Here is a 22,041-nt window from a genome sequence, read left to right on the forward strand (position 1 = left end):
CCGTGAGGAGACAGGCGACAGCGGACCCAGCCGCCTTCGCGCGGACCACAGCGCCGCGCGATCGCGCGGCGACCGCCTCGTCGGCGGCGCGGCCGGCGCTCGACTGCGCGGCGGCCGGCGCTCGCCCAGCCGTGTTCCGACATGGCGAGAGGCGGCCCGGCAGAGTAGGATGCGGCGCCTTGCAATCAGTCATTCCTGCTCCGTCTCTTCCTCGCCCCCGCCTGCTCGAGATCACCTGGCCCATCTTCAGCGAGCACCTCTTGCACATGCTCGTCGGGGTGTTCGGCGTCTGGCTGGTCAGCCGCCTGTCCGACGAGGCCGCCGCGGCGTACGGGCTCTCCAACCAGATCATGTTGACCTTCATGATCACCTTTCGCTTCGTCAGCGTCGGCGCGAGCGTGGTGGTCACTCAGTGCCTCGGCGCGCGCGACCGCGCCGCCGCGGAGAAGGTCGCGCGGGCGTCGCTCGCGGCCAGCCTGTGGCTCGGCCTCGCCAGCTGCGCGGTCATCGCGCTCGGCGCGAGGCCCCTGCTCGAGCTGATGCGCCTGCCGCCGTCCCTGTTCCCGATCGCGCAGCCTTACCTGATGGCGGTCGGCGTGATGCTGGCGTTCGACGCGATGAATTTCTCGATGGGCTCGGTGCTGCGCGCCCACACCTACGGCCGGGACACGCTGCGCCTCATCGTCGTCATGTACGTCGTGCAGCTCTCGCTCAGCCTGCCGCTCATGTTCGGTGTCGGCGCGTGGCCGGGGCTCGGCATGAACGGGCTCGCGATCGCCGCGGTGATCGCGCGCGCGTGCTCCTTCTGGATGCACCGGCAGCTGTGGATCGCGCGCCTCGGCATCCGCCCGACCTTCGAGGACTTCTGGCGCATTCGCCGCGAGCAGCTCCGCGAGGTGCTGCACATCGGCCTGCCGGGGGCGGGCGAGAACGTGGTCTATCGCATCAGCTTCATGATGATCCTCGCCATGGTCGCCGACATGGGGCAGACGGCGCTCACCACGCATACGTACACGATGCAGATCGTGCACTTCCTGCTCCTGTTCGGCATGGCGATCGGCTTCGGGACCGAGATCGTGGTCGGGCACCACATCGGCGCGGGCGAGCTGCACGGCGCCGATCGCCAGGTGCGCGGCGGCCTGGCGGTCGGGTTCGCCGTGTGCGTGGCCCTGGTGCTCGCCACAGCGCTGCTCGGCCCCCGCCTGCTCGGCCTGTTCACGAGCGATCCGGAGGTGATCGCCACCGGCTCCAAGCTGCTCTGGCTCACCCTCCTGGTCGAGCCGGGCCGCACGCTCAATCTTGTCGTGATCAACGGCCTTCGCGCCGCCGGCGACGCGCGCTTTCCGGTCGGGTTCGGCGTCTTCTCGATGTTCGCCGTGGCCGTCGGCCTGTCGTGGTTGCTCGGCGTCCACCTAGGCTGGGGGCTCGCCGGCGTCTGGGTGGCTTACGCCGCCGACGAGTGGGTCCGCGGGCTCGCGATGTCCGCGCGCTGGCACTTCCGTGGCTGGGTGCCCCACGCGCGGCGCACCCTCCGCCGCATGCGGCTCAGCAGCCGTCCGGCGTGAGCGCCGGTCGATCCGCGCGATCCACGCCCCGCCGCTCTCCGTCCACGCCCCGCCCGTCTCCACGTCGAAGGTGGCATGTCCATTGCTGCACCTCGTCGCAAAGGAGACACTCCATGGCTCAAGACGAGCGCACGATACAAGGACGAGGGCCCGAGCGCCCCGCCGCGAGCCCGCCCGGCTACGGCGGCCTCTCGGAGGGGACCGTGGGCGATCCGAGCGCAGCGGGGCAGAAAGGAGCGCCGGCGGAGCCCACGAAAGGAGCGCCGGCGGAGCCCGCGGCGACGCCAGAGGGGCGTGAGGGCGCCGCGGGCGCGCGCGAGCAGGCGGCGCACGGCCAGGACGTCGAGGAGGGCGACGCGTCGCCGGGGGTGGATACGCCGCGCGGGGGCGGGTCGAGCAACGAGGCGATCCCCGGCGTGTTCGACGGGAGCAAGCCGCTGACTCCAGAGTCGAGCGCCGAGCACAAGAGCAGCTGGCCCGACGAGGGCGCGACCGGCGAAGCAGGCGCGGGATAACGGGCGCCGGCGGGGAGGTGGGAAAAGGCGACTATCCTGTTGTCAAACCCACCTTCTCGATCACCGCCATGCAGAGCGCGGCCACGCCGCGCCTCGGCACGGTGACGAGCTTGTCGCCGAACGCGTCGCGCCGATCGGTGTAGAGCTTCGAGACCTTGTGCGAGAGGATGGTCGAGCTCCAGACCGCGACGACGTCGGCCCATCGGAGATCGGCGTCGGCCTTCGCCGCGTTGCGGTGCCCTTCGCCGTCCACGATGCGGATGTCGACCTCGCCCGCGAGCAGCCGCCGCAGGTCCTCGGCCGTGCCCGGCCCCCCGCCGACCACGAGCAGCCGCCGGAGCCCCCGCGCGCGGAACGCCTCGATCATCGCGAGCGCCGCCCGCTTGTTCGCAGAGCTGCCGCACATGTCGCAAACTGCGTCGGTCCCGATCTCCACCGCGCGGATCCCCGCCTTCGCGGGGAGCTTCATGCAGTCCGCGCAGCGGCGCTCGACCGGCTCCTGCGCCGGCGGGGGCTCCGGCGACCGGGCGAGCGCCTCCTGCGCGCGCTCCGCGATCTCCGCGGGGAGGAAGTCCGCCGGGTGCCGGACGTCCGCCGCGGGCGCGTTCTCCGCGAGCCAGACGAGCATCTCTGTTTCAGAAATGTTTAGGGATCTTGCGAGGTTACGCACACGGACGGGTCGCGCCATTGCGCCGCGACTGTGACATGGGGGAGGCGGCGGCGCCCTCTCCTATCGCGGGGACGGGTGCAAAGATCGCGCGCGGCCGCGCACGGCCCGAGCGGGCGCGGCGCCGCTCAGTCGAGGGCGGCGGCGCGGCGCAGCCCGTGGCGCTGGAGGAGGCGGTGGAGGTACATCCGGTCGAGCCCCGCCTTGCGCGCGGCGCGGCTCACGTTGCCGTTCGACCACTCGAGCAGGGCGGCGAGGTAGTCCCGCTCGAACCTGTCGATGATGGCCTCCTTCGCCTCCTTGAAGGGCATCTCGATGTTCGCGGCGGGCAGGTCGTGCGCGCCGCTCGGCGGCGCGGCGCCCTGGGACCCGGAGCCCGGCGGCCCGGAGCCCGGGGGCGCGGAGCTCCGTTCGGACGGCGCCGCCGCCCCCATGGCGGCGCCCTCGCCGAGCACCACGCGGCGCTCGACGTAGTTCCTCAGCTCTCGCACGTTGCCGGGCCAGTCGTAGCGCTTCATGTCCTCGATGACGTCGGGCGGAAAGAGGTGCACCTTGTCGACGGCGCCGAGCTCGTTCAGAAAGCAGTGGACGAGGAGGCCGATGTCCTCTTTGCGCTCCCGGAGCGGCGGGACGCGCACGGTGAGCACCGAGAGGCGGTAATAGAGGTCCTCGCGGAATCGGCCGCTGTTCACCTCGCGCTCGAGGCGCCGGTTCGTGGCGGCGATCACCCGGATATCGACCTTGCGCACCCGGCTCTCGCCGAGCCTGCGCACCTCGCGCGAGGCGAGGGCGCGGAGCAGCTTGGGCTGCATCTCCAGCGGCAGCTCGCCGATCTCGTCGAGGAAGACGGTGCCGCCGTCGGCCTCCTCGAAGGCGCCGGCGCGGTCGCGCGAGGCGCCCGTGAAGGAGCCGCGCACGTGGCCGAACAGCTCGCTCTCGATGAGGCTCGGCGAGATGGCGCCGCAGTCGACGATGACGAGCGGCTTGTGGGCGCGGGCGCCGCGCTGGACGAGCTCGGTGGCGATGACCTCCTTGCCCGTGCCGTTCTCGCCCTCGATGAGCACGTCGGGCGCGCTCTTCGCCACGCGATCGAGGACGGGGAAGAGGCGCCGCATGGGGACCGACACGCCCTGGAGCGCGCCGAAGCTGACGGCGTGCGCGAGCTCGGTCTCGGCGACGGCGGCGGCGTCGCGGATGCGCACGACCGACTCGCCGAGCTCGATGCGACACTCGGGCAGGAGGGCGTCGGCGTCCCGCACGCGGACGCCCCCGAGGTAGGTCCCGTTCAGCGAGCCGACGTCCGTGAGCCGGAACGTCGTCTTCACGCGCTCGAGGATGCAGTGGAAGCGCGAGACGGCGCGATCGGCGAGGACGAGATCGTTGCTCTGGTGGGAGCCGATGCGGATGAAGTCGCCGTCGAGCACCATCGTCCGGCTCGCGGGCTTGCCCGCCTCGCGCTCGACGCAGAGCTCGAGGCGGGGCACCGCGAGCACCTCGGCCTTCATGCGGGGCTCGGTGGCGGCCGCGATGCTGGTCGGGCTCGGGTCGTCGGGCGTGGCGGGGGGACGCGACATGCGCGCCATCTTAACGCGGGAGCCTCTGGCCGTTCCAGGTGGCCCTGCGGGAGGCTCACGGCGCGGCGTCGCTGCCCGCGGCCTTGAGCCACACGACGGTCGCGCCCCACCCGCCGCGCGAGGCCGGGGCGTCGCGGAAGCCCTCGACCGCGGGGTGGCGCGCGAGGACGCCCCGCACGACGCGGCGCTGCACGCCCTTGCCGCGGCCGTGGATGACGCGCACCTCGCGGAAGCCGCGCCGCTGCGCCTCGTGGAGGTACTCCTCGACGACCGAGGCGACGTCGCGCGGGGCGAACGTGTGCAGGTCGATCGCGTCCTCGATCGGCATGACCACGACGTCGTCGGGGCCGGGCGGGTCGGGCTCGGGCGGGTCGGGCGGGCCGGCGACGCCGTCGAGGTCGGGGGGCGCGGGCGCGCGGGGCGCGGGCGTGCGACCGAGCCAGGCGAGGAGTCGGCGGAGCATCCGCGCGGTGTAGCCGAGCCCGCGGCGGCCGCCACCGCACTGCGGCGCGGCCGCTCCGGGCGGCCGGCGCGGCCATAAATCACATTGCACATATGACACTTGTGCCTTATTTGGGGTGTGTCATGTCACTCCGCGGCGCCCTCCTGGGCTTCCTCTCGCTCGAGCCGACGAGCGGTTACACGCTGAAACAGCGGTTCGACGGGTCGGTGCGGTCGTTCTGGTCCGTGACCCAGAGCCAGATTTACCGGGAGCTGCACGCGATGGAGCGCGAAGGGCTCGTCGAGGTCACGACGATGCCCGGGGACGGCAAGCCCGACCGGAAGGTGTACTCGCTCACGGAGCCCGGCCGCGCGGCGCTCAAGGTGTGGCTCGAGGAGCCGCTCGAGCCGCTGGTGCTGCGGCACCCGCTGTTGCTCAAGCTGGTGTTCGCGGCGCAGGTGCCGCCGAAGAAGCTCGACGACCTCCTGGCGAGGTACGCCCGGGAGCTCGAGGCGACGAAGGACGATTACGAGGGGAGGCTGGGGGACCCGCGGATCTTCGCGCTCGCGCGATCCTCGCGCGAGCGCGACCTGTGGCGGCTGAGCATCGAGCACGGGCTCGCGTGGTGCGACGCGGAGCTCGGGTGGATCGAGCGCGCCCGCGGCGAGCTCTCGGCGGAGCGAGGAGGACAGAGGAGATGGAACCGAAGGGCAAAGTGATCATTGTGACGGGCGCTTCCTCGGGCATCGGGCTCGCGAGCGCGAGGGCGCTCGCCCGCGAGGGCGCGCGCGTGGTCCTGGCCGCGCGGTCGCTGGCCAGGCTGTCGGCGGAGGCCGATCGCATCGCCCGCGACGGGGGGAGCGCCATGGCCGTCGAGATGGATGTCACCTCCGACGCGTCGGTCGGGGCGGCGGTGGCGTCGATCCTGGCGCGGCTCGGCCGGATCGATGTCGTCATCAACAACGCCGGCAACGGCGGCAAGATGTCCCTCTGGGAGTCGACGGACGGGGCGTTCACGCGCGCGATGTTCGACGTGCACGTGTTCGGGATGGAGCGCGTCACGCGGGCGGTCCTGCCGGCGATGCTGGCGCGGGGCTCGGGCACGGTCGTGAACATCGCCTCGACGGTGGCGTGGGTGCCCATGCCGGCCGCGGCGGCGTACTCCGCGGCGAAGGCCGCGGTCGTCGCGTTCTCCGAGTCGCTGCGCGGCGAGCTCGAGGGGCGCGGCGTCCGGGTGACCGTGTTCGCTCCCCCGCACACGAGCACCGCCGCCGGCAACGACTGGCCGCTGGAAGGGCCGCAGATCTTCGCGCCCGAGTGGGTGGCCGAGCAGCTCGTCGAGACGCTCCGCCGGGAGCGGCGCAGCTTCCTCGCGGGCGCGTCCAACCGCAGCCTGCTCGTGCTCCAGCGGATCGCGCCCGGCCTCGCGGCGCGCATCATGAAGGACATCGGGCTGCGCGCCGGGGCGAAGAGCGCCGCCATGCGCCGCGACGCGGCCTAGGCGGCGAGGCGCCCGAGCCGAGCTCCAGCGAGGCGGGGGATGCCCGGCAGCCTTCGCCTCCCGGTCACGCGTCTCTCGCGTGATCCGGCGGTCCGCTCACGGGCAAGCTGAGCCGGAACGTCGCGCCTTCGCCGAGGGGGGAGTTCACCGTCAGCGTGGCCCCGTGGGCGGCGGCGATCCGGCTGGCCAGGTAGAGCCCGAGGCCGATCCCCGGCGCCTTCCCGCCGGTGACGAAGCGGTCGAAGATCCTGGGGAGGAGCTCCGGCGGCACGCCGGAGCCGTGATCGACCACATCGATGTGGGCGCGCTCCTTTCCCTCGCGCAGATCGCTGCTGAGCTTGATGAGGACCCACTTTCCTCTGGGCGAGTGCTTGACCGCGTTGCTGACGAGGTTGTCCAGCGCCTGCCGGAGGCGCGCCTTGTCCGCCACGACGACGAGCTCCGGCGGGCCCTCGACGCGGACCTCGACGCTCGGGGAGCCGAGCGCCCTCGCGGTGTCCTGCGCCAGCGCCACCAGATCGACGGGCTCCGGCGCGATCTCGAAGAGCCCCTGCTCGAGGCGCCCGACGTCCAGCAGGTCCGAGACGAGCTGGCCGAGCCGCTCGACCGCGTCGCTCGCCCGGTCGAGGTCGCGCAGGTCGTCTTCCCGGCCGGCGAGCTCGGCGCGCCGGTGGAGCAGATCGAGGCGGTTCATGAGCGGGCCGAGGTGGTTCCGCAGATCGTGCGCGAGGACCGTGATCAGCTCCTCGGCGGCCTGACGCCGGCCCTGCGCGACGGCGGCCGTGGTGACCTGCTCGACCAGCTCCGCCCGGTGCGTCAGGGTGCCGATCCAGTGGGACACCGCGCTCAGGAAGCGGAGATCTCCGTCGGAGAAGAACTCCGGCCGGGCGGACTGCGCGGAGACGATCCCTCGCCGCTCGCCCTCGATGACGAGCGGGACCGCGATGTGCGACCGGACCCCGAGATCGTGGACCACGCCCGGGAGCTCGCCGGGCGTCTGGTCCGCGTGCCCGGTGATGTAGGGCTCGCCGGTCGTGAAGACCTGGACGATCGAGCCGCCGTTGGCCACCGCCTGGACGTCGAGGCCGAGCGACTGCTGGAGCCGGCCCATCGGCGTGTTGCTCGTCCCGGCGGCGCACAGCGTCTTCCTGCTCGGATCGAAGAGGAAGATGTCGATCTTGTCGGCGTCGAGCGCGCTTCCGAGGAGCTCACTCGCCTGGTTCAGCGATTGCCGGAGGTCGGCCGCGGGGAGCTCGAGCAAACGCTCGAGGGTCGCCATCAACCTACCCTCCTTCGAGGGGGGTTCCATTCCGGACATGCTCCTTGTTTTCTCCGTCAGCAACGCGAATGCGTGTCTCGAGGGCGTGGCCGGAGCCCGGCCCAGGCGTGCTCAGCAGCTCGGCTGCAGCGGGTGCTGCCCTCTGCTAATCCTAGCTCATGGGACTGCGCGAGTACTGGCGCAAACGCGACTTCTCCATCACACCCGAGCCGCGGGGACAAGAGGCCACCGCCGCGTCCGCCGAGGGCGAGGAGCGGACCTTCCTCATCCAGAAGCACGCCGCCTCGCACCTGCATTACGATTTCCGCCTCGAGCTCGAGGGCGTCCTCAAGAGCTGGTCGGTGCCGAAGGGGCCGAGCCTCGACCCCGAGGTCAAGCGGCTCGCGATGCACACCGAGGATCACCCGCTCGAGTACGGCGACTTCGAGGGCATCATCCCGCGAGGGCAGTACGGGGGCGGGACAGTGCTGCTGTGGGACCGGGGCACGTGGGTGCCGCTCGAGAACCCGCACAAGGGATATCACGCCGGAAAGCTGAAGTTCCTCCTGCGGGGTGAGAAGCTCCGCGGCGGCTTCACCCTCGTGAAGACCCGCGGGCGGGACGACGACGAGGGGAGGAGCTGGCTGCTCATCAAGGAGAACGACGCGGAGGCGCGCGCCACGGAGGAGTACAGCGTCGTGGACGCCCGGCCCGAGAGCGTGGCGAGCGGGCGGCAGCTCGACGAAATCGCCGCGGCCAAGGACCGGGTGTGGCACTCGAACCGGGCCGAGAAGGAGAACAAGAACGAGAAGGCGGCGGCCGGCGGGCGCGGGGCGCGGGGGGCGGGCGGCTGGGCGCGCGTCGCGGGGCGGGTGGAGGGCGCGCGCGAGGCGGCGATGCCGCAGAAGGTGCGGCCGCAGCTGCCCGAGCGGCTCCCGGCGCGCAAGGCGAAGGGCAAGCCGAGGGGGGCGCCGGAGGGCGAGGGGTGGCTGCACGAGATCCAGATCGACGGCTGCCGGATCATGGCCCGGGTCGAGGACGGGCGCGTGCGGCTCGTGGACGAGAAGGGGAAGGAGCAGAAGGGCCGTTTCGAGCACATCGCCGCGGCGATCGCGGGGCTCGGGCTGAGGAGCGCGCTGCTCGACGGCGAGGTGGCGGTGCTCCGGCGCGACGGCACCACGGCCCCGCCGCCGTCCGGCGCGAAGGCCGCGCCGCGGGAGGGCGAGGTCGTCTACTTCGTCTTCGATCTCCTGTACCTGGAGGGCCACGATCTCATGGCGTCGCCGCTCTCGGCGCGGAAGCAGGCGCTGGAGCGGCTGCTCCGCGACGCGAGCAAGGGCGGGGGCGCCCTGCGCTACGGCGATCACGTCGAGGGGTCGTGGGAGGAGGTCGTCCAGAAGGGGTGCCAGCTGTCGCTGAAGGGGATCGTGTCCAAGCGGATCGACGCGCCCTACGTGCCCGGCCGCGGTCCGGGCTGGGTTCGCGCGTCGTGCAGCGGCGCGCCGGCCGGGGAGAAGGGGAAGAAGGGGAGAGCGGCGGCGCCCAGGGCGAACAAGCGCGCGGCGCCCAGGAAGAGCGCCGGGGCGCGCTCGCGGCAGGCGCGGGACGCGGAGGACGGCGACGGCGCCTCGGTCGCGGGGGTGCGCCTGTCGCACCCGGACCGGGTGCTGTACCCGGCGCAGGGGATCACGAAGCGCGAGCTCGCGCTTTACTACGAGTCGGTCGCCGGCTGGATGGTGCCGCAGGTGAAGGGCAGGCCGCTCACGCTGGTGCGCTGTCCGGAGGGCACGGAGAGCGAGTGCGTCTACATGAAGCACGCGAAGGTGTGGGGGCCGTCCGCGCTCCGGCGCGTGACGATCCAGGAGAAGACGAAGGCGGGCGAGTACCTCGTCGCGGACTCGGCCGAAGCGCTGGTGTCGCTCGCGCAGATGGGGATCCTGGAGATCCACACGTGGAACTCGACGACATCGCGGCTGGAGAAGCCGGATCGGGTGGTGTTCGACCTCGACCCGGATCCCTCGGTGGCCTGGGAGCGCGTGATCGCGGCCGCCCTCCTGCTCAGGGATCGCCTCGCCGAGCTAGGCCTCGAGAGCTTCGTGAAGACGACGGGCGGGAAGGGGTTCCACATCGTGGTGCCGCTCACGCCGTCGAGCGGGTGGGACGAGTGCCTCGCGTTCACGAAGGCGCTGGCGGGGGACATCGCGCGGCGCGATCCGGAGGGGTACACGATCGCGGTCTCGAAGGCGCAGCGGAAGGGGAAGATCTTCATCGACTACCTGCGCAACACGAGGGGCGCGACGTCGGTGGCCGCGTACTCGACGCGCGCCCGGCCGGGGGCGCCGGTGTCGGCGCCGCTCTCCTGGGACGAGCTCGGCCCCGAGATGCGCTCGGACCGATTCACGCTCAGGAGCCTGCCCGAGCGCCTGGCGTCGTTGCGGGAAGACCCGTGGGCCGGCTACGGGGAGGTCCGGCAGAAGATCACGGCCGCGATGCGGCGAGCGCTGCGGATGCCGGCGTAGGCGGGCGGGCGGGCGCGCTGCGCCGGGCGCGCCGCCGTCGCCGGCGCGGACGCCGCGCGCCCCGGCGCCGCGACCCGCGCCCTGCGGCTCGACGAGCGGCGCCGCGCGGTGTCACGCTTGCCGCGCCGGCTCGTCCACACCACATCCCCAACCACCTGCATGGCTTCAGAACGCAAGACCCACCGCGCCCTCACCGTCGTCGGGCTGATCCTGTCCCTCGCCATGGCCGCCCTCGAATCGACGGTGGTGGCCACCGCGATGCCCACCGTGATCGGCGATCTCGGCGGCATTCACCAGTACGCCTGGGTCACCACCGCCTACCTGCTCACCTCGTCGGTGCTGGTGCCCATCTGCGGCAAGCTCTCGGACATCTACGGCCGCAAGCCGGTGATGCTGTTCGGCATCGCCGTGTTCCTGATCGGCTCGATCGCGAGCGGCGCGGCGCGGTCGATGCCGCAGCTCATCGCCTTCCGCGCGCTCCAGGGGGCCGGCGCCGGGGCGATGCAGCCGATGGCGATGACCATCTCGGGCGACATCTTCGATCTCAACGAGCGCGCCCGCATCCAGGGCGTCTTCGGGGCCGCCTGGGGGCTGTTCGGCATCATCGGCCCGATGGTGGGGGGGCTCATCGTGCACTACTTCTCGTGGCGCTGGGTCTTCTACATGAACATCCCGTTCGGCGTCGCGTCCGTCGCGCTCGTGGCGAGCGCGTTCCACGAGCGGATCGACAAGCGGCCACACGCGCTCGATTTCCTCGGCGCGGCGCTGCTGTCCGCCGGCGTGGTCGCGCTGCTCCTCGCCACGGGGAGGCTCGGCGGGGGGACGACCCTGTTCGCCTCGATCGCGGCGGTGGCGCTGTTCGCCGTGTTCTTCGCCGTCGAGCGCCGGGCCCCCGAGCCGATGATCCCGCTGCCGCTCTTCCGGCGGCCGGTGATGCTCACCTCCAACGTGGCCGGCGCGATCCTGGGCGGCGCGATGATGGGCACCATCACGTTCGTGCCGCTCTTCGTGCAGGGCGTGCTCCACGGCACGCCGACGGAGGCCGGGAGCGCGATCGCGCCGATGCTGATCGGCTGGCCGGTGGCGAGCGCGATCGGCGGGCGGCTCATCCCGCGCGTCGGGTTCCGCCCGCTCATCTGGGCCGGCCTCGGCTTCACCGCGGCGGCGGGGCTCGCGCTCGCGCTCGGCGGGGCGCACGACACGCCGCTGATGCTCCGCGCGACGACGCTGGTCTTCGGCGTGGGCATGGGGCTGTCGAACGTCGCGCTGCTCATCGCGGTGCAGAGCAGCGTCGCCTGGGATCAGCGCGGCATCGCCACGGCGAGCACGATGTTCTCCCGGCTGCTCGGCGGCGTGGTGGCGGTCGGCGTCATGGGCGGCGTGCTCACGGCCCAGCTCGCGAAGGACCCGACCATCCCCGCGGACGCGGCGAGCCGGCTCCTCACGGCAGAGGGGGCGCGGGAGCTCGATCCGTCGATCGTGCAGCACCTCGGAGAGGCGCTCACGTCGGGCATCACGACGGTGTTCTGGATCATCGCGGCCATGGGCCTGGTCGGCTTCGTGGTGGCGCTGTGGTTCCCCCATGTGCCCCTCCAGGCGGCGGACGACAAGGCCGTCGTGCCGCCGAGCGAGGCGGGGATCGGGTGAGCCTCCGCGCGACGAGCTCCCCCTCACGGGGCCTTCCATGGTGAAGGGGGGAGTACGGGCAAGAGCGGGGTTCTGGTCGTGAGCGGAGATCGATGAGCCGGTTTCGAGGGATGGCGGGGGCGGCGGGGCTGTGGTTCGCGATCGGGGGGGCGGGGTGCGAGGACCAGCACGTCGTGATCGGCGCGCTCTCGCCGGGGCAGGGTGGAGGCGGCGCGGGCGTGCCAGAGCGGCCGAGGTTCGAGGCGCCGACGGCGGTGACGGAGATCAACAGCAGCGCAAGGGAAGAGGACCCGACCCTCACGGACGATCTGCTCGAGATCTATTTCATGTCCGATCGCGAGGGGAGCCGGGACATCTGGACGTCGCGGCGGGCAGGGGTGGGCTCGCCCTGGGACGCGCCGCGCGCCGTGGAGAACATCAACCTGGCCGAGAGCGTCGAGGATACCCCCTGCGTCTCCGGAGATGGGCTCCGGATCTGGTTCTACAGCGCGCGCGAGCCGCAGGGCATCTGGCTCGCCGAGCGCGCCCGCCGGGACGACCCGTGGGGAACGCCGGTGCACGTGGACGCCCTCGCCGTCGAGGGCGCCACGGTGATGGGCCCTCACGTCGATCCCGCAGGGCTCCACGTCGTGACCGGCGTCACGCCCGCGGACGCGGAGACGTACCTCGCGATCGCGTCGCGCGAACGCCCGGAGGACGACTGGAGCGCGCTCGCCCCGCTCGCCGGGCTGGACGGCCCAGGCGACGAGGGCGGCCCGTTCCTGTTCGACGACGGCAAGCAGATCCTGTTCCGATCGAGCCGCCAGGGAGGGGGAGACCTGTTCTGGGCACGGCGGGCGAGCGCCGAAGCGGCGTTCGAGGAGGCAGCGCCGCTCGAGGAACCGGTGAACCTCCCCGGCGAGCGCGACACAGATCCGCACCTCTCACCGGACGGCTCCGTCCTGTTCTTCGCGTCGACACGGACCAGCGTGGCCGATATCTACGAAGCCCACCGCGTCGCGCCATGACCCCGCAAGCTCAGGCCCCGCGCATCGCGGCGATGGCCCCGTAGCGATCGCGGCGCACGCGGGCGGCGCTGGAGGAGCCGCCCGCACAGGCGACCCCTCCGGGTGACACGTGTGCGACCGTGTGGAGCCGCGGTGTCCTTTCTTGGTGTATGTTTGCCGCTGTAATAAAATGTTCTGAGCTGACCGCGAGAAATTCGAGCGACCCGTGATTGGTTGCGGGCGCTCAGATCCACGTGGAAACGAGGAAGGACAGGTTCCCGATGACGTTCGAGGACAGGGCAGGGAGCCTGTCCCACCGTCGCTCCGCCGGAGCGCGGTGGGGCCGCGGGGAGCGCGCGAAGTCCACGCGTCGACCGCCCGCGGGCGGTCCGTCGATGAACGATCGGTCAGGGGAGCTTCAGGAGTCTCAGATGCGCTTCATGCTTTGCCGATTTCTGTGTCGACGGGTGTCTGCGCGCGCGTGGGGCCTGCTCAGCGTCGTCGCGTCGCTCCATTGCAGCTCGGAGTCGCCGGGCCCGGGGGCCGGCGCCGGCGGTCAGGACAGCGGCACCGCCGGCGCCGCCACCTCCTCGACGACCGCTTCCGCCACGTCGAGCAGCGGCGCGGGAGGTGACGCCGGCGCCACGGCCGGCGTGGGCGGCGCCGGTGGCGCGGGGGGGACCGGCGGCGCGGGGGCGACCGGCGGCGCGGGGGGACCGGCGGCGCTGGGGGGACCGGCGGCGGAGAGGTCGGCGACCGGTGCGCAGAGGCGATCCTCGACCCGGCGAGCCCGCCCGAGGCGCTGCGTCTGTCCGGAAACCTGGGGACCCACGATCCGGTGGTCATCAAGGCCGGCGACCGATATCACCTGTTCCAGACGGGGGACCGGCTCCCCATGAAGGTCTCCTCGAACCTCATCGACTGGCAGGATACCGGCCGGGTGTTCGACGCGAAGCCCGCATGGCTGGCCGGCAAGGTGCCAGGCGTGGACCACCTCTGGGCGCCCGATATCTCCCGCTTCGGGGACACCTACCATCTGTATTACTCCGCCTCCACGTTCGGCAGCAACAAGTCGTGCATCGGGCACGCGACGAAGGTGTCGCTCGACACCCGAGAGCCCTGGGCGGACCGCGGCGCCGCCATCTGCTCGAACGACGGGACGCGCGACGACTGGAACGCGATCGACCCCAACGTCGCCATCGATGAGGACGGGACGCCGTGGCTCGTATTCGGGAGCTTCTGGAGCGGCATCAAGATGGTGAAGCTCACCCCGTCGGGGGAGCGGGCCGACGCGGAGCTCCACGCGCTCGCCTCGCGCCCCGACGCCGCCGGGGCCATCGAGGCGCCGTTCATCGTCCGGCGCTGCGGATTCTATTACCTGTTCGTCTCGTTCGACGCGTGCTGCCGTGGGACGGACAGCACCTACAAGATCGCCGTCGGCCGCTCGCCGAGCATCACCGGACCGTACGTGGACAAGGAGGGCAGGGAGATGAGGTCCGGCGGCGGCACCCTCCTCGTCCAAGGCGACTCCCGATGGCGGGGGCCCGGACACAACGCGGTCATGTTCGAGGGCGGCCGGGCCTACAACCTCTATCACGCTTACGACGTCCAGGCGAACGGCGCCCCCACGCTGCGGATCTCCGAGCTGGTGTGGGACAGCGACGGTTGGCCGCGCTCCGGAGGGCCGTGACGTGCGCGCCGCGTTCACCACGCGATGGAGCAGCGGTGGGACTCCCAACGTCGGTGCCCTGCCCGCCGCCAGCGCCGATATCCCGTCTCCGTCCTGCGAGTGAGGGTGGGCAGCAAGGCCGTGTGCAGCCCCCGCGCGCCGCTCGCCCCAAGCAGCTCCCGAGCGTCACCGCCGGACTGCTGGGCTCCGGCGCTCTCGGTGCGCCTTGACCCGGTGTTCCGGCCTCGTGCATTGTCTTCAACGTGCGAAAGCCCGCGACAGATCTCCTCACGACGCCGGAGGGAGCACCTCCGCGGGCGGACGACCTGCTCGGGCTCGCTCGGGCCGCGGCGGCGCGCGACCCCGCGGCCATCCGCACGCTCATCACCGAGCTCGGCGGGGCCATGCTGAGGAGCGTGAGGAAGGTGCTCGGCCCTCATCACCCCGACGTCGAGGATGTAACCCAGGAGGCCGTGCTCGCGCTGCTCCAGGCCCTGCCCTCCTTCCGCGCCGAGTGCACCGTGCTCCATTTCGCGAGCCGCATCGCCGTGATGACCGCGCTCGGCGCGCGCCGGCGCCTCCGCGTGCGCGAGCGCTTCGACGAGCCGGACGCGCCGATCGAGGTCGCGCCCGACGAGCGCGGCGCGTCGCCGTTCGCCGAGACGGTCTCCAACCGGCGGCGCGAGATGGTGCTCGAGGTGCTCGACAGGATGCCGGAGTCGACCGCGGAGGCGCTCGCCCTTCACTTCGTGCTCGGCTACACGGTCGACGAGATCGCGGCGCTGGGCCGCGTGTCTCCGAACACGGTGTGGAGCCGCCTCCGGCTCGGCAAGGAGGCGCTGCGGCGCGCGCTCGCCAACAACGCGAAGCTGGCCGAGCTCTTCCGCGGGAGGGAATCATGAGCGCGGACTGCCGGAGCGAGCTCCTCACGCGGGTGCGCCGCGGCGTCGCGACCGAGCCCGACCGGCTCGCCTTCGACGCCCACCTCGGCGCCTGCGAGTCGTGCCGCATCACCTGGGAGCTCGCGCAGGATTTCGACGCCGTGGGCGCGGCGGAGCCCGGGGACGCGGAGCTCCTCGCGCGCATCGCGAACGCCGCGATCGGCGGGGTCGCGATCGATCTGCGGCGCGAGGGCGCGGCGGTGTGGCCCGCGGGCGTGGACCGCGAGGGCGCGGCGGTGTGGCGCGCGAGCGCGGATGTGCGCCCCGACAACGATGTCCGGCGCGGAGACGACGATGCGCGGCCGGGAGGCGGCCTCGCGGGGCGGCGCGGGGCCGGTTGGCGGCGCAGCGCCTGGCTCTGCGCCGCGGCGGCCGTGCTCGCCTGCGGCGTGGCCGGCGCCGCGACGGCGCTCGTCGGTCCGCGCCCGGAGGCGGCGCCGCGGCCGAGCGCCCGCGCGATCGAGCCCGCGGTGCGCGCGGCGGTGTCCCGTCCGCGCGCGGCGGCGCTCCCCGAGGCCGCTCCGCCTGCGGGCGAGCGCGCGGCGGCCGTCGCGCCGCCGGCGGCGTCGAGCGCGCCGGCGCCCTCCACGCCGCCGGCGGCGCTGCCGGAGGTCGCGGCGCCTGGTCCGAGGCCGCGCGACGCGGCGCGGGGGCCGAGCGCGGCAGCGCCGTCCTCCGCCGCGGCGACGGCGGAGCAGCTCTTCCGGGAGGCCAACGACGCGCGGCGCGCCGGGAGCTCCCAGCGCGCCATCGAGCTCTATCGCTCGCTCCAGAAGAGCTTCGCGACGTCGCCGGAGGCCACGCTCTCGTTCGTGTCGCTGGGCAGCCTGCTCCTCAACACCGGCGCGCCCGCGGCGGCGCTCGCGCAGTTCGACCGGTACCTCGGCGTGGCCGGCTCGCGGCCGCTCTCGGTCGAGGCGCTCTACGGCCGCGGGCGCGCCTTGCGGGCGCTCGGCCGCTCCGCCGACGAGGCCCAGAACTGGCGGCGCCTGCTCCGGGAGCACCCGGGCTCGCCGTACGTCGAGCACGCCCGCCGCCGTCTCGCCGAGCTCGGAGGGTGATCACGCGGCGGGCGCTCGCGCAGCGCGGGGCGTGCTGTCTCGCGGTCGCCGCGGCCGCGGCGCTCTCCTCGGCGAGCGCCCTGGCGCGCGACGGGACGGCGGCGGCGTCCGGATCGCCCGGAGCGGCGGTGTCCGGAGCGGCGGTGTCCGGAGCGCCGGTCGTGGAGATCGTGCTCACGGGCGCTGCGGACCACCTCGGCGCGATCCGGACGGCGCTCGAATCCCAGGCGCTCTCCGCGTTCGCGGTCCGCTTTCGGATCGCGCCGCGGTTCGACGCGGCGGCGCTCTTCGCGACGCGAGCCTCGTCCGGCGTGACCCTCTCGTGCTGGATCGACGTGAGCGATCCGCGCCGCGCGGCGCTCTACTTCACGGATCCCGTGGCCGATCGCTTCCTGGTGCGCTCGATCGAGCTCTCGGGCCGCCTCGACGAGCTCGATCGCGAGTCCGTGGCGCAGGTCGTGGAGCTGTCGCTGCGGTCGCTGCGGGTGGATGCGCGCGCCTCGCTGGATCGGGAGCAGGCGCGCGCGCTCATCCTCCGCCAGGCGGCGCCTCCCGAGGTTCCCGTCGAGACGCCGGCCCCCGCGGCGGCGCCGCCGGCGCCGCGGCGCGCCCTGGAGCTCGGGGTGTTCTACGGGGTGACGGCGCACTCCGCCGAGGTGGGTCTGACGCACGGTCCCGGGGGGCGCGTGGCGCTCGGCGGGGGCTGGGGTCGACACCGGGTCGCCCTGGACGCGCGCTTTCAGTACCAGTTCGAGCGCCGTTACGAGGAGCCGCGCATCGGCCTCGATCTCCGCACGATCACGCTCCGGGCGGACGTCTGCTGGCTCTACCCGATGGCGATGGGCGTGATGCCGATCGAGCTCGGGGTGCGGCTCGGCGCGGGCGTCGATCATGTGAGCGCGGCGCCGAGGCCGGGCAGCGCGGGGGCGTCGGGGTTCGTGCCTGCGGAGGCGAGCGCGTCGAACGCGCTCGTGCTGGTGGCCGGCCCGGTGGCGAAGCTGCCGCTGAGCCGGGATCTCCGGGTGTTCACGGAGCTCTTCGTCGAGCTCGATCCCGCGCGCGTTCGCTACGACCTGTCGCTTGATCAGGGGACCGAGACGGTCCTTGCGCGTTACCGGCTGCGGCCAGGCGTGATTCTCGGCGTCGAGCTCTGACGGCCGCTCACGCCGGCGGGCGAGTCGGGCGAGCTGACCGTGGTTGGGGTTTGCGCGACCGACCCGACCGGGGTTGAGATCCGCGACGCCGCCAATGTTCAATTTTGCACCCTGGTGAAATAGGTTCGCTTCTCACAAGGCGTCCGGCCTACCCGTGATTGATCGCGCCCGCTTCGGCCCACGTGGAGAGCACGGCGGTGCCTGTGCGGCGCTTCGCACCATCTCGACCATGCGACCCTGCCTCTCACCGCCCACCTCGTCCCGAGCCTCGCCCCTCGATCGCCTCCTCGCTGCGCATCCGTCGTCGGGCGGCTACCCCCTCAGCCTCCCCGCCGCCCGCACCGAGGCGCGCTTCCTCCATCCGTTGTTTTCCCGCAGGAGCTTGTCATGCGAACTCGCCCCATCTTCCTGACCGTCGTGCTTCCTCTTCTTCTCGTCGCCGGCGCGTCCGGCGGCTGCGACCCAGCCGGCGCCGACGACCCGCCCCCCGCGCAGAGCGGCAGCGGCGCCGGCGACGCGAGCAGCGTCACGGGCGCCGGCGTCACGGGCGCCGGCGGCTCGGGCGCCAGCGTCACGGGCGCCAGCGTCACGAGCGCCAGCGTCACGGGCGCCGGCGGCTCGGGCGCCGGTGGCTCGGGCGGCGGCGCCGCTACCGGTGGGCCCACGAGCGCCTCGGGCGGCGCTGAAGGCGGCGGCGGGAGCGCCGCGCTGCCGGACGTCTCGGTCTACATCGCCGGCGACTCGACCGTTCAGACCTATGTGAACAGCGCCATTCATCAGGCGGGCTGGGGCCAGATGCTGGGAGAGTTCTTCGACGCGCGGGTGCACATCGAGAACCGGGCCATCGGCGGCCGCACCGCGCGCCGGTTCATCGACGAGGAGCGCCTCGCCGACATCCTCGACGACATCCAGCGCGGCGATTACTTGCTGGTGCAGTTCGGCACCAACGACAGCAACAAGACCGCGACGTACGAGCACGACGGCGCCACGATTCCCTACTACCTCGACCCCGCGACGGACTTCAAATCGTACCTCGAGCAGTACATCACGGGCGCGCAGGCGCGCGACGCCATCCCGGTGCTCGTCACCCCGCCACCGCGGCGATCGTGCACCGGGGACAGCCACGACTTCGGCAACGGCTTGGCCGCGTATGCCAAGGCGATGCGGGAGCTCGGGGGCGAGCTCGACGTGCCCGTCATCGATCTCAACGAGAAGACCCTCGCCCACCTGAACTCGATCGGGTGCGTCGCGGCGGGCGAGGACTTCTTCCTCGTCCGGGCGGACGGCTCGGTCGACGGCACCCACTTCAACGAGACCGGCGCCCGCGCCATGGCGGGCTTCGTCGCCGACGGCACCGCGGACGCCGGCCTGCTGCTCGCGCGGTACCGGAAGTGAGATCCCGGCCGCAGCTCCCGCGCCTCCGGCCCGCGGCTCCCGCGCCTCGCGGCTCCTCTCGGCCTGTCGCTCGCGCGGCGCCCTGACCGCTCGACCTCACGCCCTCGCGCGCTGGCGGGCAGGCCGCGCCGCGGCCTCGCGCGGGGCGACCCGCCCGCCGTGCGCGGTCGGCGTCACCTGACGTGGATGTCCGGCCTGGGGGGCGCCGCCATCCCGGCGCCGATATGGAAGCTCGGGTGAGGCGGCTGGTTGTAGGCGGTCTGCTCCGAGGTGATCTGCATGCGGTACTGCGGATCGTGCATCAGCGTGTAGATCCGCCGCGTCGTCACGCTCGTCGTCGTGTACAGCCGCAGCGCGGCGTCGTTGGATTCGCGCCACACGATCTCCTCCCGCCAGTCGCCGAGCAGGTCGGCCGTGAGCGCAGGCGTCGACTTCGTGCCGTTGTTCGATGCGCACTGGCTGCAGCTGAGCAGCGAGCCTCCGCCGTACTTGGTGATCGACGTCTTGTCCTGCAGCTCGCGCAGCTCGTCCGCGTCCCACCAGATCAGGAAGTTGGCCGAGGCGGGCTGGCTCCCGACGTTCGACCCGCTGCTGGCGGACAGGAGCCCTCCCGTGGAGTTGGTCCACATCTCGGCGCCGGCGTTGCTCGCGAGCACGTCGCCCGCCACGCCGCGGCCGGTGTCGGCGCCCGTGACCGGCCCCTGCCGGAGGACCGCGCACGTGTTCGCGTCGTGGATGTCGAAGGTCGGCTTGCTGCCGTCCTCGTGCGGCATGAACACCTCGAGCCCCGGACGCGAGGGGACGAAGTCGCTGACGTGCAGCGCGTCGCCGTGCCCGAAGTTCGTCGAGCACTTCCGGGTGCCGTTGCTGTCGATCGTGGAGGCGCCGTAAATCACCTCCTGCGCGCCGTCGGCGTCGACGTCGGCCACCGCCATCGAGTGGGCGCCTTGGCCCGTGTAGGCGGTGTTCGCGTTGCTGTCGGCCTTCCAGATCTGGGTGAGGCTGCCGTCGCGGAAGCTCCAGGCGGTGATCGTGGCGCGCGTGTAATAGCCGCGGGCCATCAGGATCGCCGGCCGGCCGCTCGCCTCCTGTCCTCTCCCGAGGTCGCTCACGAATCCGGCGCTCGCCAGGAACCGATCGACCCGGTTGCCGTACGAGTCTCCCCAGGAGGAGACCGTCCCGCGGGGCACGTCGAACGCCACGGTCGCGAGCTCTGCGCCGTCGAGCCCGCCGAACACGGTCAGGTACTCGGGGCCGCTGAGCACGTACCCCGCGCCGTTCCTGTGGTCCGCCGCGTCGTCGTCGGAGGCGGCGGGCCCTCGGCGCAGGTACGCGCCCGTCCCGTCGCGCGTGCCTGGAGCGGTCTTCACGGCGACCTCCGCCTTCCCGTCGCCGTCGAAGTCGTACACCACGAACTGCGTGTAGTGCGCGCCTGCCCGGATGTTCCTCCCGAGGTCGACGCGCCACAGCCGCCGCCCGTCGAGCTTGTAGGCGTCGAGGTAGACGGGGCCGGTGCAGCCGGCCTGGGAGTTGTCCTTGGCGTTCGACGGATCCCACTTCAGGATGATCTCGTATTGTCCGTCGCCGTCCACGTCTCCGGCGCTCGCGTCGTTCGCGGAGTACGAATAGCTCTCGCCCGCGTTGTCGCACTTCGAGGGCGTCGTCCCGCCGGCGGGCTTTTCGAGCGGGATGCGGAGGTAGTTCTGGCCCCAGGTGGCGGCGGCGGGCGAGGCTGCCTGTGCGGCGCCGCCGACGACGGCCCGGATGGTGTACGTCGACGAGGTGGTGCCGGCGGTATCCAGGTAATTGGTGCTGTTGGTGACGTTCGCGATGCGCGTGCCGTTCCGGTAGACGTCGTACGAGATGGCGTTCGGGTTCGCCGGGTCATATTCGTAACCGAACATCCTCCACCCGACGTAAACGCCGTTGGAGACCTTGACGGCGACCACGCCGCGATCGAGGTCCTCCATCTGGTAGTGGCCGCTCGGTGCGGAGCCGCCGCTGCCGCCGGAGCCGCCGCTGCCCCCAGAGCCGCCGCTGCCACCTGCGCCACTGCTGGCGCTGCTACTGCTGGCGCCGCTGCCGCCGGCGCCGCCGCTGCCGCCTGCGCCGCTGCTGGCGCTGCTACTGCTGCTGGTGCTGCTGGTGCTGCTGGTGCTGCTGGCGCTGCTGGCGCTGCTGCTGCTGGTGCTGCCGGATCCGCCTGCCGTCACGCTCGCGAGCACCGGGCGCTGCGTGGGACCGCTCGCCGTGGCGCAGAAGCCGAAGCTCGTCGACGCGCCCGGGGCCAGGCTCGCGTTGTGGGCGGCGGGCGTCGCGATCAGCTGCGGCCCGCTCATGCTCGTCGCCACGTTCCAGGCGTTTGCCAGCGTGGTGCCGCTCATGTCGATGCCGATCCGCCATGTGGTCGTCGCCGCCGTCCCCGTGTTCCGGATCGCGACGTCGGCGCAGTACCCGGTCCCCCAGTCCGACGCGTACGTCAGCGTCGCGGTCAGCCCGTCGCCTGTCAGCGGCTGATCCCAGGCCTCTTGTTGCTCGAGCCCTCCTTCAGGCCCGTACGCGTCATCCATGACACACGCGCCGAGGAGCACGAGGGCGGTGGCCGTTGCTGCAGATAAGCAAGTTCGCATGGAAATATCCTTTCATAACGCGCGGCGCACGAGGCGATCCGCGAAAGGTCCTCGCTCTCCGGGGCCGGCGGATCATTCGACCGGAGGCCCCGGCGTTCGAGGATCAAGGAACGACCTCCATGTTGCTCCGGCAGCTCGGACTCAATCACCAGAGTCTCAAAAAAACGTGCGCTTTCGGCAGATCGGAGTTTTTGCGGCGCACGAGAACGCCTCGGGATCCCGCTGAAGCCCGATGGCGGCGGGGCCGCGAAACCCGACCTTGTCGGTGCTCTCTCGACATCCCCCGCGACCCTGGCGCGGGCAACCGAGCGAGCTCCTCCACAAGAATCCTTGTCGCTGCCGGCCGGGGCACGGCTCCGGATCCGTGGCTCCTCCGAGGAACCCGCGCCGCGCAGCTCACGCGCCGCTGCGGCGTGCCGGGCTCGATCTGTCCACAGAAAATCCACAGCATGTGGACAGATGTGCAGTGGTCGCGGGGGCGGGCGCGGCTAGAGGCGCTCGGCGGTGCGGGCCCGCG

The 22,041-nt window shown here is 72.5% G+C and carries 18 protein-coding genes; 12 read left to right on the forward strand and 6 right to left on the reverse strand.

Annotated features, from left to right (window positions below; all coding sequences use genetic code 11):
* Nucleotides 1–131: 131 nt before the first annotated feature.
* Nucleotides 132–1,565 carry an MATE family efflux transporter gene (locus NQZ70_RS09805; RefSeq protein ID WP_237245185.1) on the forward strand — a complete coding sequence of 478 codons (1,434 nt, stop codon included), beginning with the start codon at nt 132–134 and terminating at the stop codon, nt 1,563–1,565.
* Nucleotides 1,566–1,678: 113 nt separating this feature from the next.
* A complete protein-coding gene (locus tag NQZ70_RS09810) occupies nt 1,679–2,080 on the forward strand; it encodes a hypothetical protein (protein WP_129573984.1) in 402 nt (133 codons plus the stop codon).
* Nucleotides 2,081–2,111: 31 nt separating this feature from the next.
* Here NQZ70_RS09810 and NQZ70_RS09815 read toward each other — a convergent pair whose 3' ends face one another.
* From NQZ70_RS09815 to NQZ70_RS09825, 3 genes are all read right to left on the reverse strand, one after another.
* Nucleotides 2,112–2,708, reverse strand: a complete 597-nt coding sequence (locus NQZ70_RS09815) for a hypothetical protein (protein WP_272828128.1) — start codon at nt 2,706–2,708, stop codon at nt 2,112–2,114.
* A 167-nt stretch (nt 2,709–2,875) separates the two neighbouring features.
* Nucleotides 2,876–4,321, reverse strand: coding sequence for a sigma 54-interacting transcriptional regulator (locus NQZ70_RS09820; protein ID WP_237245187.1), 1,446 nt, complete (start codon nt 4,319–4,321; stop codon nt 2,876–2,878).
* Nucleotides 4,322–4,376: 55 nt separating this feature from the next.
* Nucleotides 4,377–4,784 carry a Smr/MutS family protein gene (locus NQZ70_RS09825; protein WP_129573986.1) on the reverse strand — a complete coding sequence of 136 codons (408 nt, stop codon included), beginning with the start codon at nt 4,782–4,784 and terminating at the stop codon, nt 4,377–4,379.
* A 122-nt stretch (nt 4,785–4,906) separates the two neighbouring features.
* Between NQZ70_RS09825 and NQZ70_RS09830 the strand changes: the two genes are divergently transcribed.
* Nucleotides 4,907–5,482: a PadR family transcriptional regulator gene (locus tag NQZ70_RS09830; RefSeq protein WP_165373881.1), complete on the forward strand. Its 576-nt coding sequence runs from the start codon at nt 4,907–4,909 to the stop codon at nt 5,480–5,482.
* Entirely contained in the window at nt 5,461–6,264 is an 804-nt protein-coding gene (locus NQZ70_RS09835; RefSeq protein ID WP_129573988.1) for an SDR family oxidoreductase, read from the forward strand. Before NQZ70_RS09830 ends, NQZ70_RS09835 begins: the two co-directional genes overlap by 22 nt.
* A 64-nt stretch (nt 6,265–6,328) precedes the next feature.
* On the opposite strand, the gene NQZ70_RS09840 is transcribed toward NQZ70_RS09835, so the two are convergent.
* Nucleotides 6,329–7,543 carry a GAF domain-containing sensor histidine kinase gene (locus NQZ70_RS09840; protein WP_129573989.1) on the reverse strand — a complete coding sequence of 405 codons (1,215 nt, stop codon included), beginning with the start codon at nt 7,541–7,543 and terminating at the stop codon, nt 6,329–6,331.
* A 158-nt stretch (nt 7,544–7,701) separates the two neighbouring features.
* On the opposite strand from NQZ70_RS09840, the gene ligD reads away from it, so the two are divergent.
* The 3 genes from ligD to NQZ70_RS09855 all read left to right on the forward strand — a co-directional run bounded on the left by ligD (nt 7,702) and on the right by NQZ70_RS09855 (nt 12,695).
* On the forward strand, nt 7,702–10,041 hold the full coding sequence (ligD, locus tag NQZ70_RS09845) for a non-homologous end-joining DNA ligase (RefSeq protein WP_272828131.1): 2,340 nt from the start codon (nt 7,702–7,704) through the stop codon (nt 10,039–10,041).
* A gap of 159 nt (nt 10,042–10,200) precedes the next feature.
* Entirely contained in the window at nt 10,201–11,688 is a 1,488-nt protein-coding gene (locus tag NQZ70_RS09850) for an MDR family MFS transporter (RefSeq protein WP_129573991.1), read from the forward strand.
* Between the two features lie 92 nt (nt 11,689–11,780).
* Nucleotides 11,781–12,695, forward strand: coding sequence for a PD40 domain-containing protein (locus tag NQZ70_RS09855; protein ID WP_129573992.1), 915 nt, complete (start codon nt 11,781–11,783; stop codon nt 12,693–12,695).
* 535 nt (nt 12,696–13,230) lie between these two features.
* Here NQZ70_RS09855 and NQZ70_RS09860 read toward each other — a convergent pair.
* Nucleotides 13,231–13,506 (reverse strand): hypothetical protein, encoded by a 276-nt coding sequence (locus NQZ70_RS09860; RefSeq protein WP_272828132.1) that lies wholly within the window; start codon nt 13,504–13,506, stop codon nt 13,231–13,233.
* Between the two features lie 6 nt (nt 13,507–13,512).
* On the opposite strand from NQZ70_RS09860, the gene NQZ70_RS09865 reads away from it, so the two are divergent.
* From NQZ70_RS09865 to NQZ70_RS09885, 5 genes are all read left to right on the forward strand, one after another.
* Complete coding sequence (locus NQZ70_RS09865) at nt 13,513–14,364, forward strand: arabinan endo-1,5-alpha-L-arabinosidase (RefSeq protein WP_272828133.1); 852 nt, start codon at nt 13,513–13,515, stop codon at nt 14,362–14,364.
* Nucleotides 14,365–14,606: 242 nt separating this feature from the next.
* Nucleotides 14,607–15,245 carry an RNA polymerase sigma factor gene (locus NQZ70_RS09870; protein WP_129573993.1) on the forward strand — a complete coding sequence of 213 codons (639 nt, stop codon included), beginning with the start codon at nt 14,607–14,609 and terminating at the stop codon, nt 15,243–15,245.
* Nucleotides 15,242–16,345 (forward strand): tol-pal system YbgF family protein, encoded by a 1,104-nt coding sequence (locus NQZ70_RS09875; RefSeq protein ID WP_129573994.1) that lies wholly within the window; start codon nt 15,242–15,244, stop codon nt 16,343–16,345. Before NQZ70_RS09870 ends, NQZ70_RS09875 begins: the two co-directional genes overlap by 4 nt.
* Nucleotides 16,342–17,499 (forward strand): hypothetical protein, encoded by a 1,158-nt coding sequence (locus tag NQZ70_RS09880; protein WP_129573995.1) that lies wholly within the window; start codon nt 16,342–16,344, stop codon nt 17,497–17,499. The genes NQZ70_RS09875 and NQZ70_RS09880 overlap by 4 nt, the downstream gene beginning before the upstream one ends.
* Nucleotides 17,500–17,886: 387 nt before the next feature.
* Nucleotides 17,887–18,894 (forward strand): rhamnogalacturonan acetylesterase, encoded by a 1,008-nt coding sequence (locus tag NQZ70_RS09885; protein WP_129573996.1) that lies wholly within the window; start codon nt 17,887–17,889, stop codon nt 18,892–18,894.
* 173 nt (nt 18,895–19,067) lie between these two features.
* Here NQZ70_RS09885 and NQZ70_RS09890 read toward each other — a convergent pair whose 3' ends face one another.
* On the reverse strand, nt 19,068–21,524 hold the full coding sequence (locus NQZ70_RS09890; RefSeq protein WP_237245190.1) for a cellulose binding domain-containing protein: 2,457 nt from the start codon (nt 21,522–21,524) through the stop codon (nt 19,068–19,070).
* Nucleotides 21,525–22,041 lie beyond the last annotated feature (517 nt).

The organism is Sorangium sp. So ce836 (genome assembly GCF_028553905.1).
Classification (GTDB): Bacteria; Myxococcota_A; Polyangia; order Polyangiales; family Polyangiaceae; genus Sorangium; species Sorangium cellulosum_D.

Coding starts and splice junctions, on each gene's coding strand:
- NQZ70_RS09820 (WP_237245187.1), bottom strand. CDS start 4,321: ATGTCGCGTCCCCCCGCCACGCCCGACGACCCGAGCCCGACCAGCATC.
- NQZ70_RS09810 (WP_129573984.1), top strand. CDS start 1,679: ATGGCTCAAGACGAGCGCACGATACAAGGACGAGGGCCCGAGCGCCCC.
- NQZ70_RS09850 (WP_129573991.1), top strand. CDS start 10,201: ATGGCTTCAGAACGCAAGACCCACCGCGCCCTCACCGTCGTCGGGCTG.
- NQZ70_RS09825 (WP_129573986.1), bottom strand. CDS start 4,784: ATGCTCCGCCGACTCCTCGCCTGGCTCGGTCGCACGCCCGCGCCCCGC.
- NQZ70_RS09885 (WP_129573996.1), top strand. CDS start 17,887: ATGCGAACTCGCCCCATCTTCCTGACCGTCGTGCTTCCTCTTCTTCTC.
- NQZ70_RS09830 (WP_165373881.1), top strand. CDS start 4,907: ATGTCACTCCGCGGCGCCCTCCTGGGCTTCCTCTCGCTCGAGCCGACG.
- NQZ70_RS09890 (WP_237245190.1), bottom strand. CDS start 21,524: ATGCGAACTTGCTTATCTGCAGCAACGGCCACCGCCCTCGTGCTCCTC.
- NQZ70_RS09840 (WP_129573989.1), bottom strand. CDS start 7,543: ATGGCGACCCTCGAGCGTTTGCTCGAGCTCCCCGCGGCCGACCTCCGG.
- NQZ70_RS09855 (WP_129573992.1), top strand. CDS start 11,781: ATGAGCCGGTTTCGAGGGATGGCGGGGGCGGCGGGGCTGTGGTTCGCG.
- NQZ70_RS09875 (WP_129573994.1), top strand. CDS start 15,242: ATGAGCGCGGACTGCCGGAGCGAGCTCCTCACGCGGGTGCGCCGCGGC.
- NQZ70_RS09815 (WP_272828128.1), bottom strand. CDS start 2,708: ATGCTCGTCTGGCTCGCGGAGAACGCGCCCGCGGCGGACGTCCGGCAC.
- NQZ70_RS09835 (WP_129573988.1), top strand. CDS start 5,461: ATGGAACCGAAGGGCAAAGTGATCATTGTGACGGGCGCTTCCTCGGGC.
- ligD (WP_272828131.1), top strand. CDS start 7,702: ATGGGACTGCGCGAGTACTGGCGCAAACGCGACTTCTCCATCACACCC.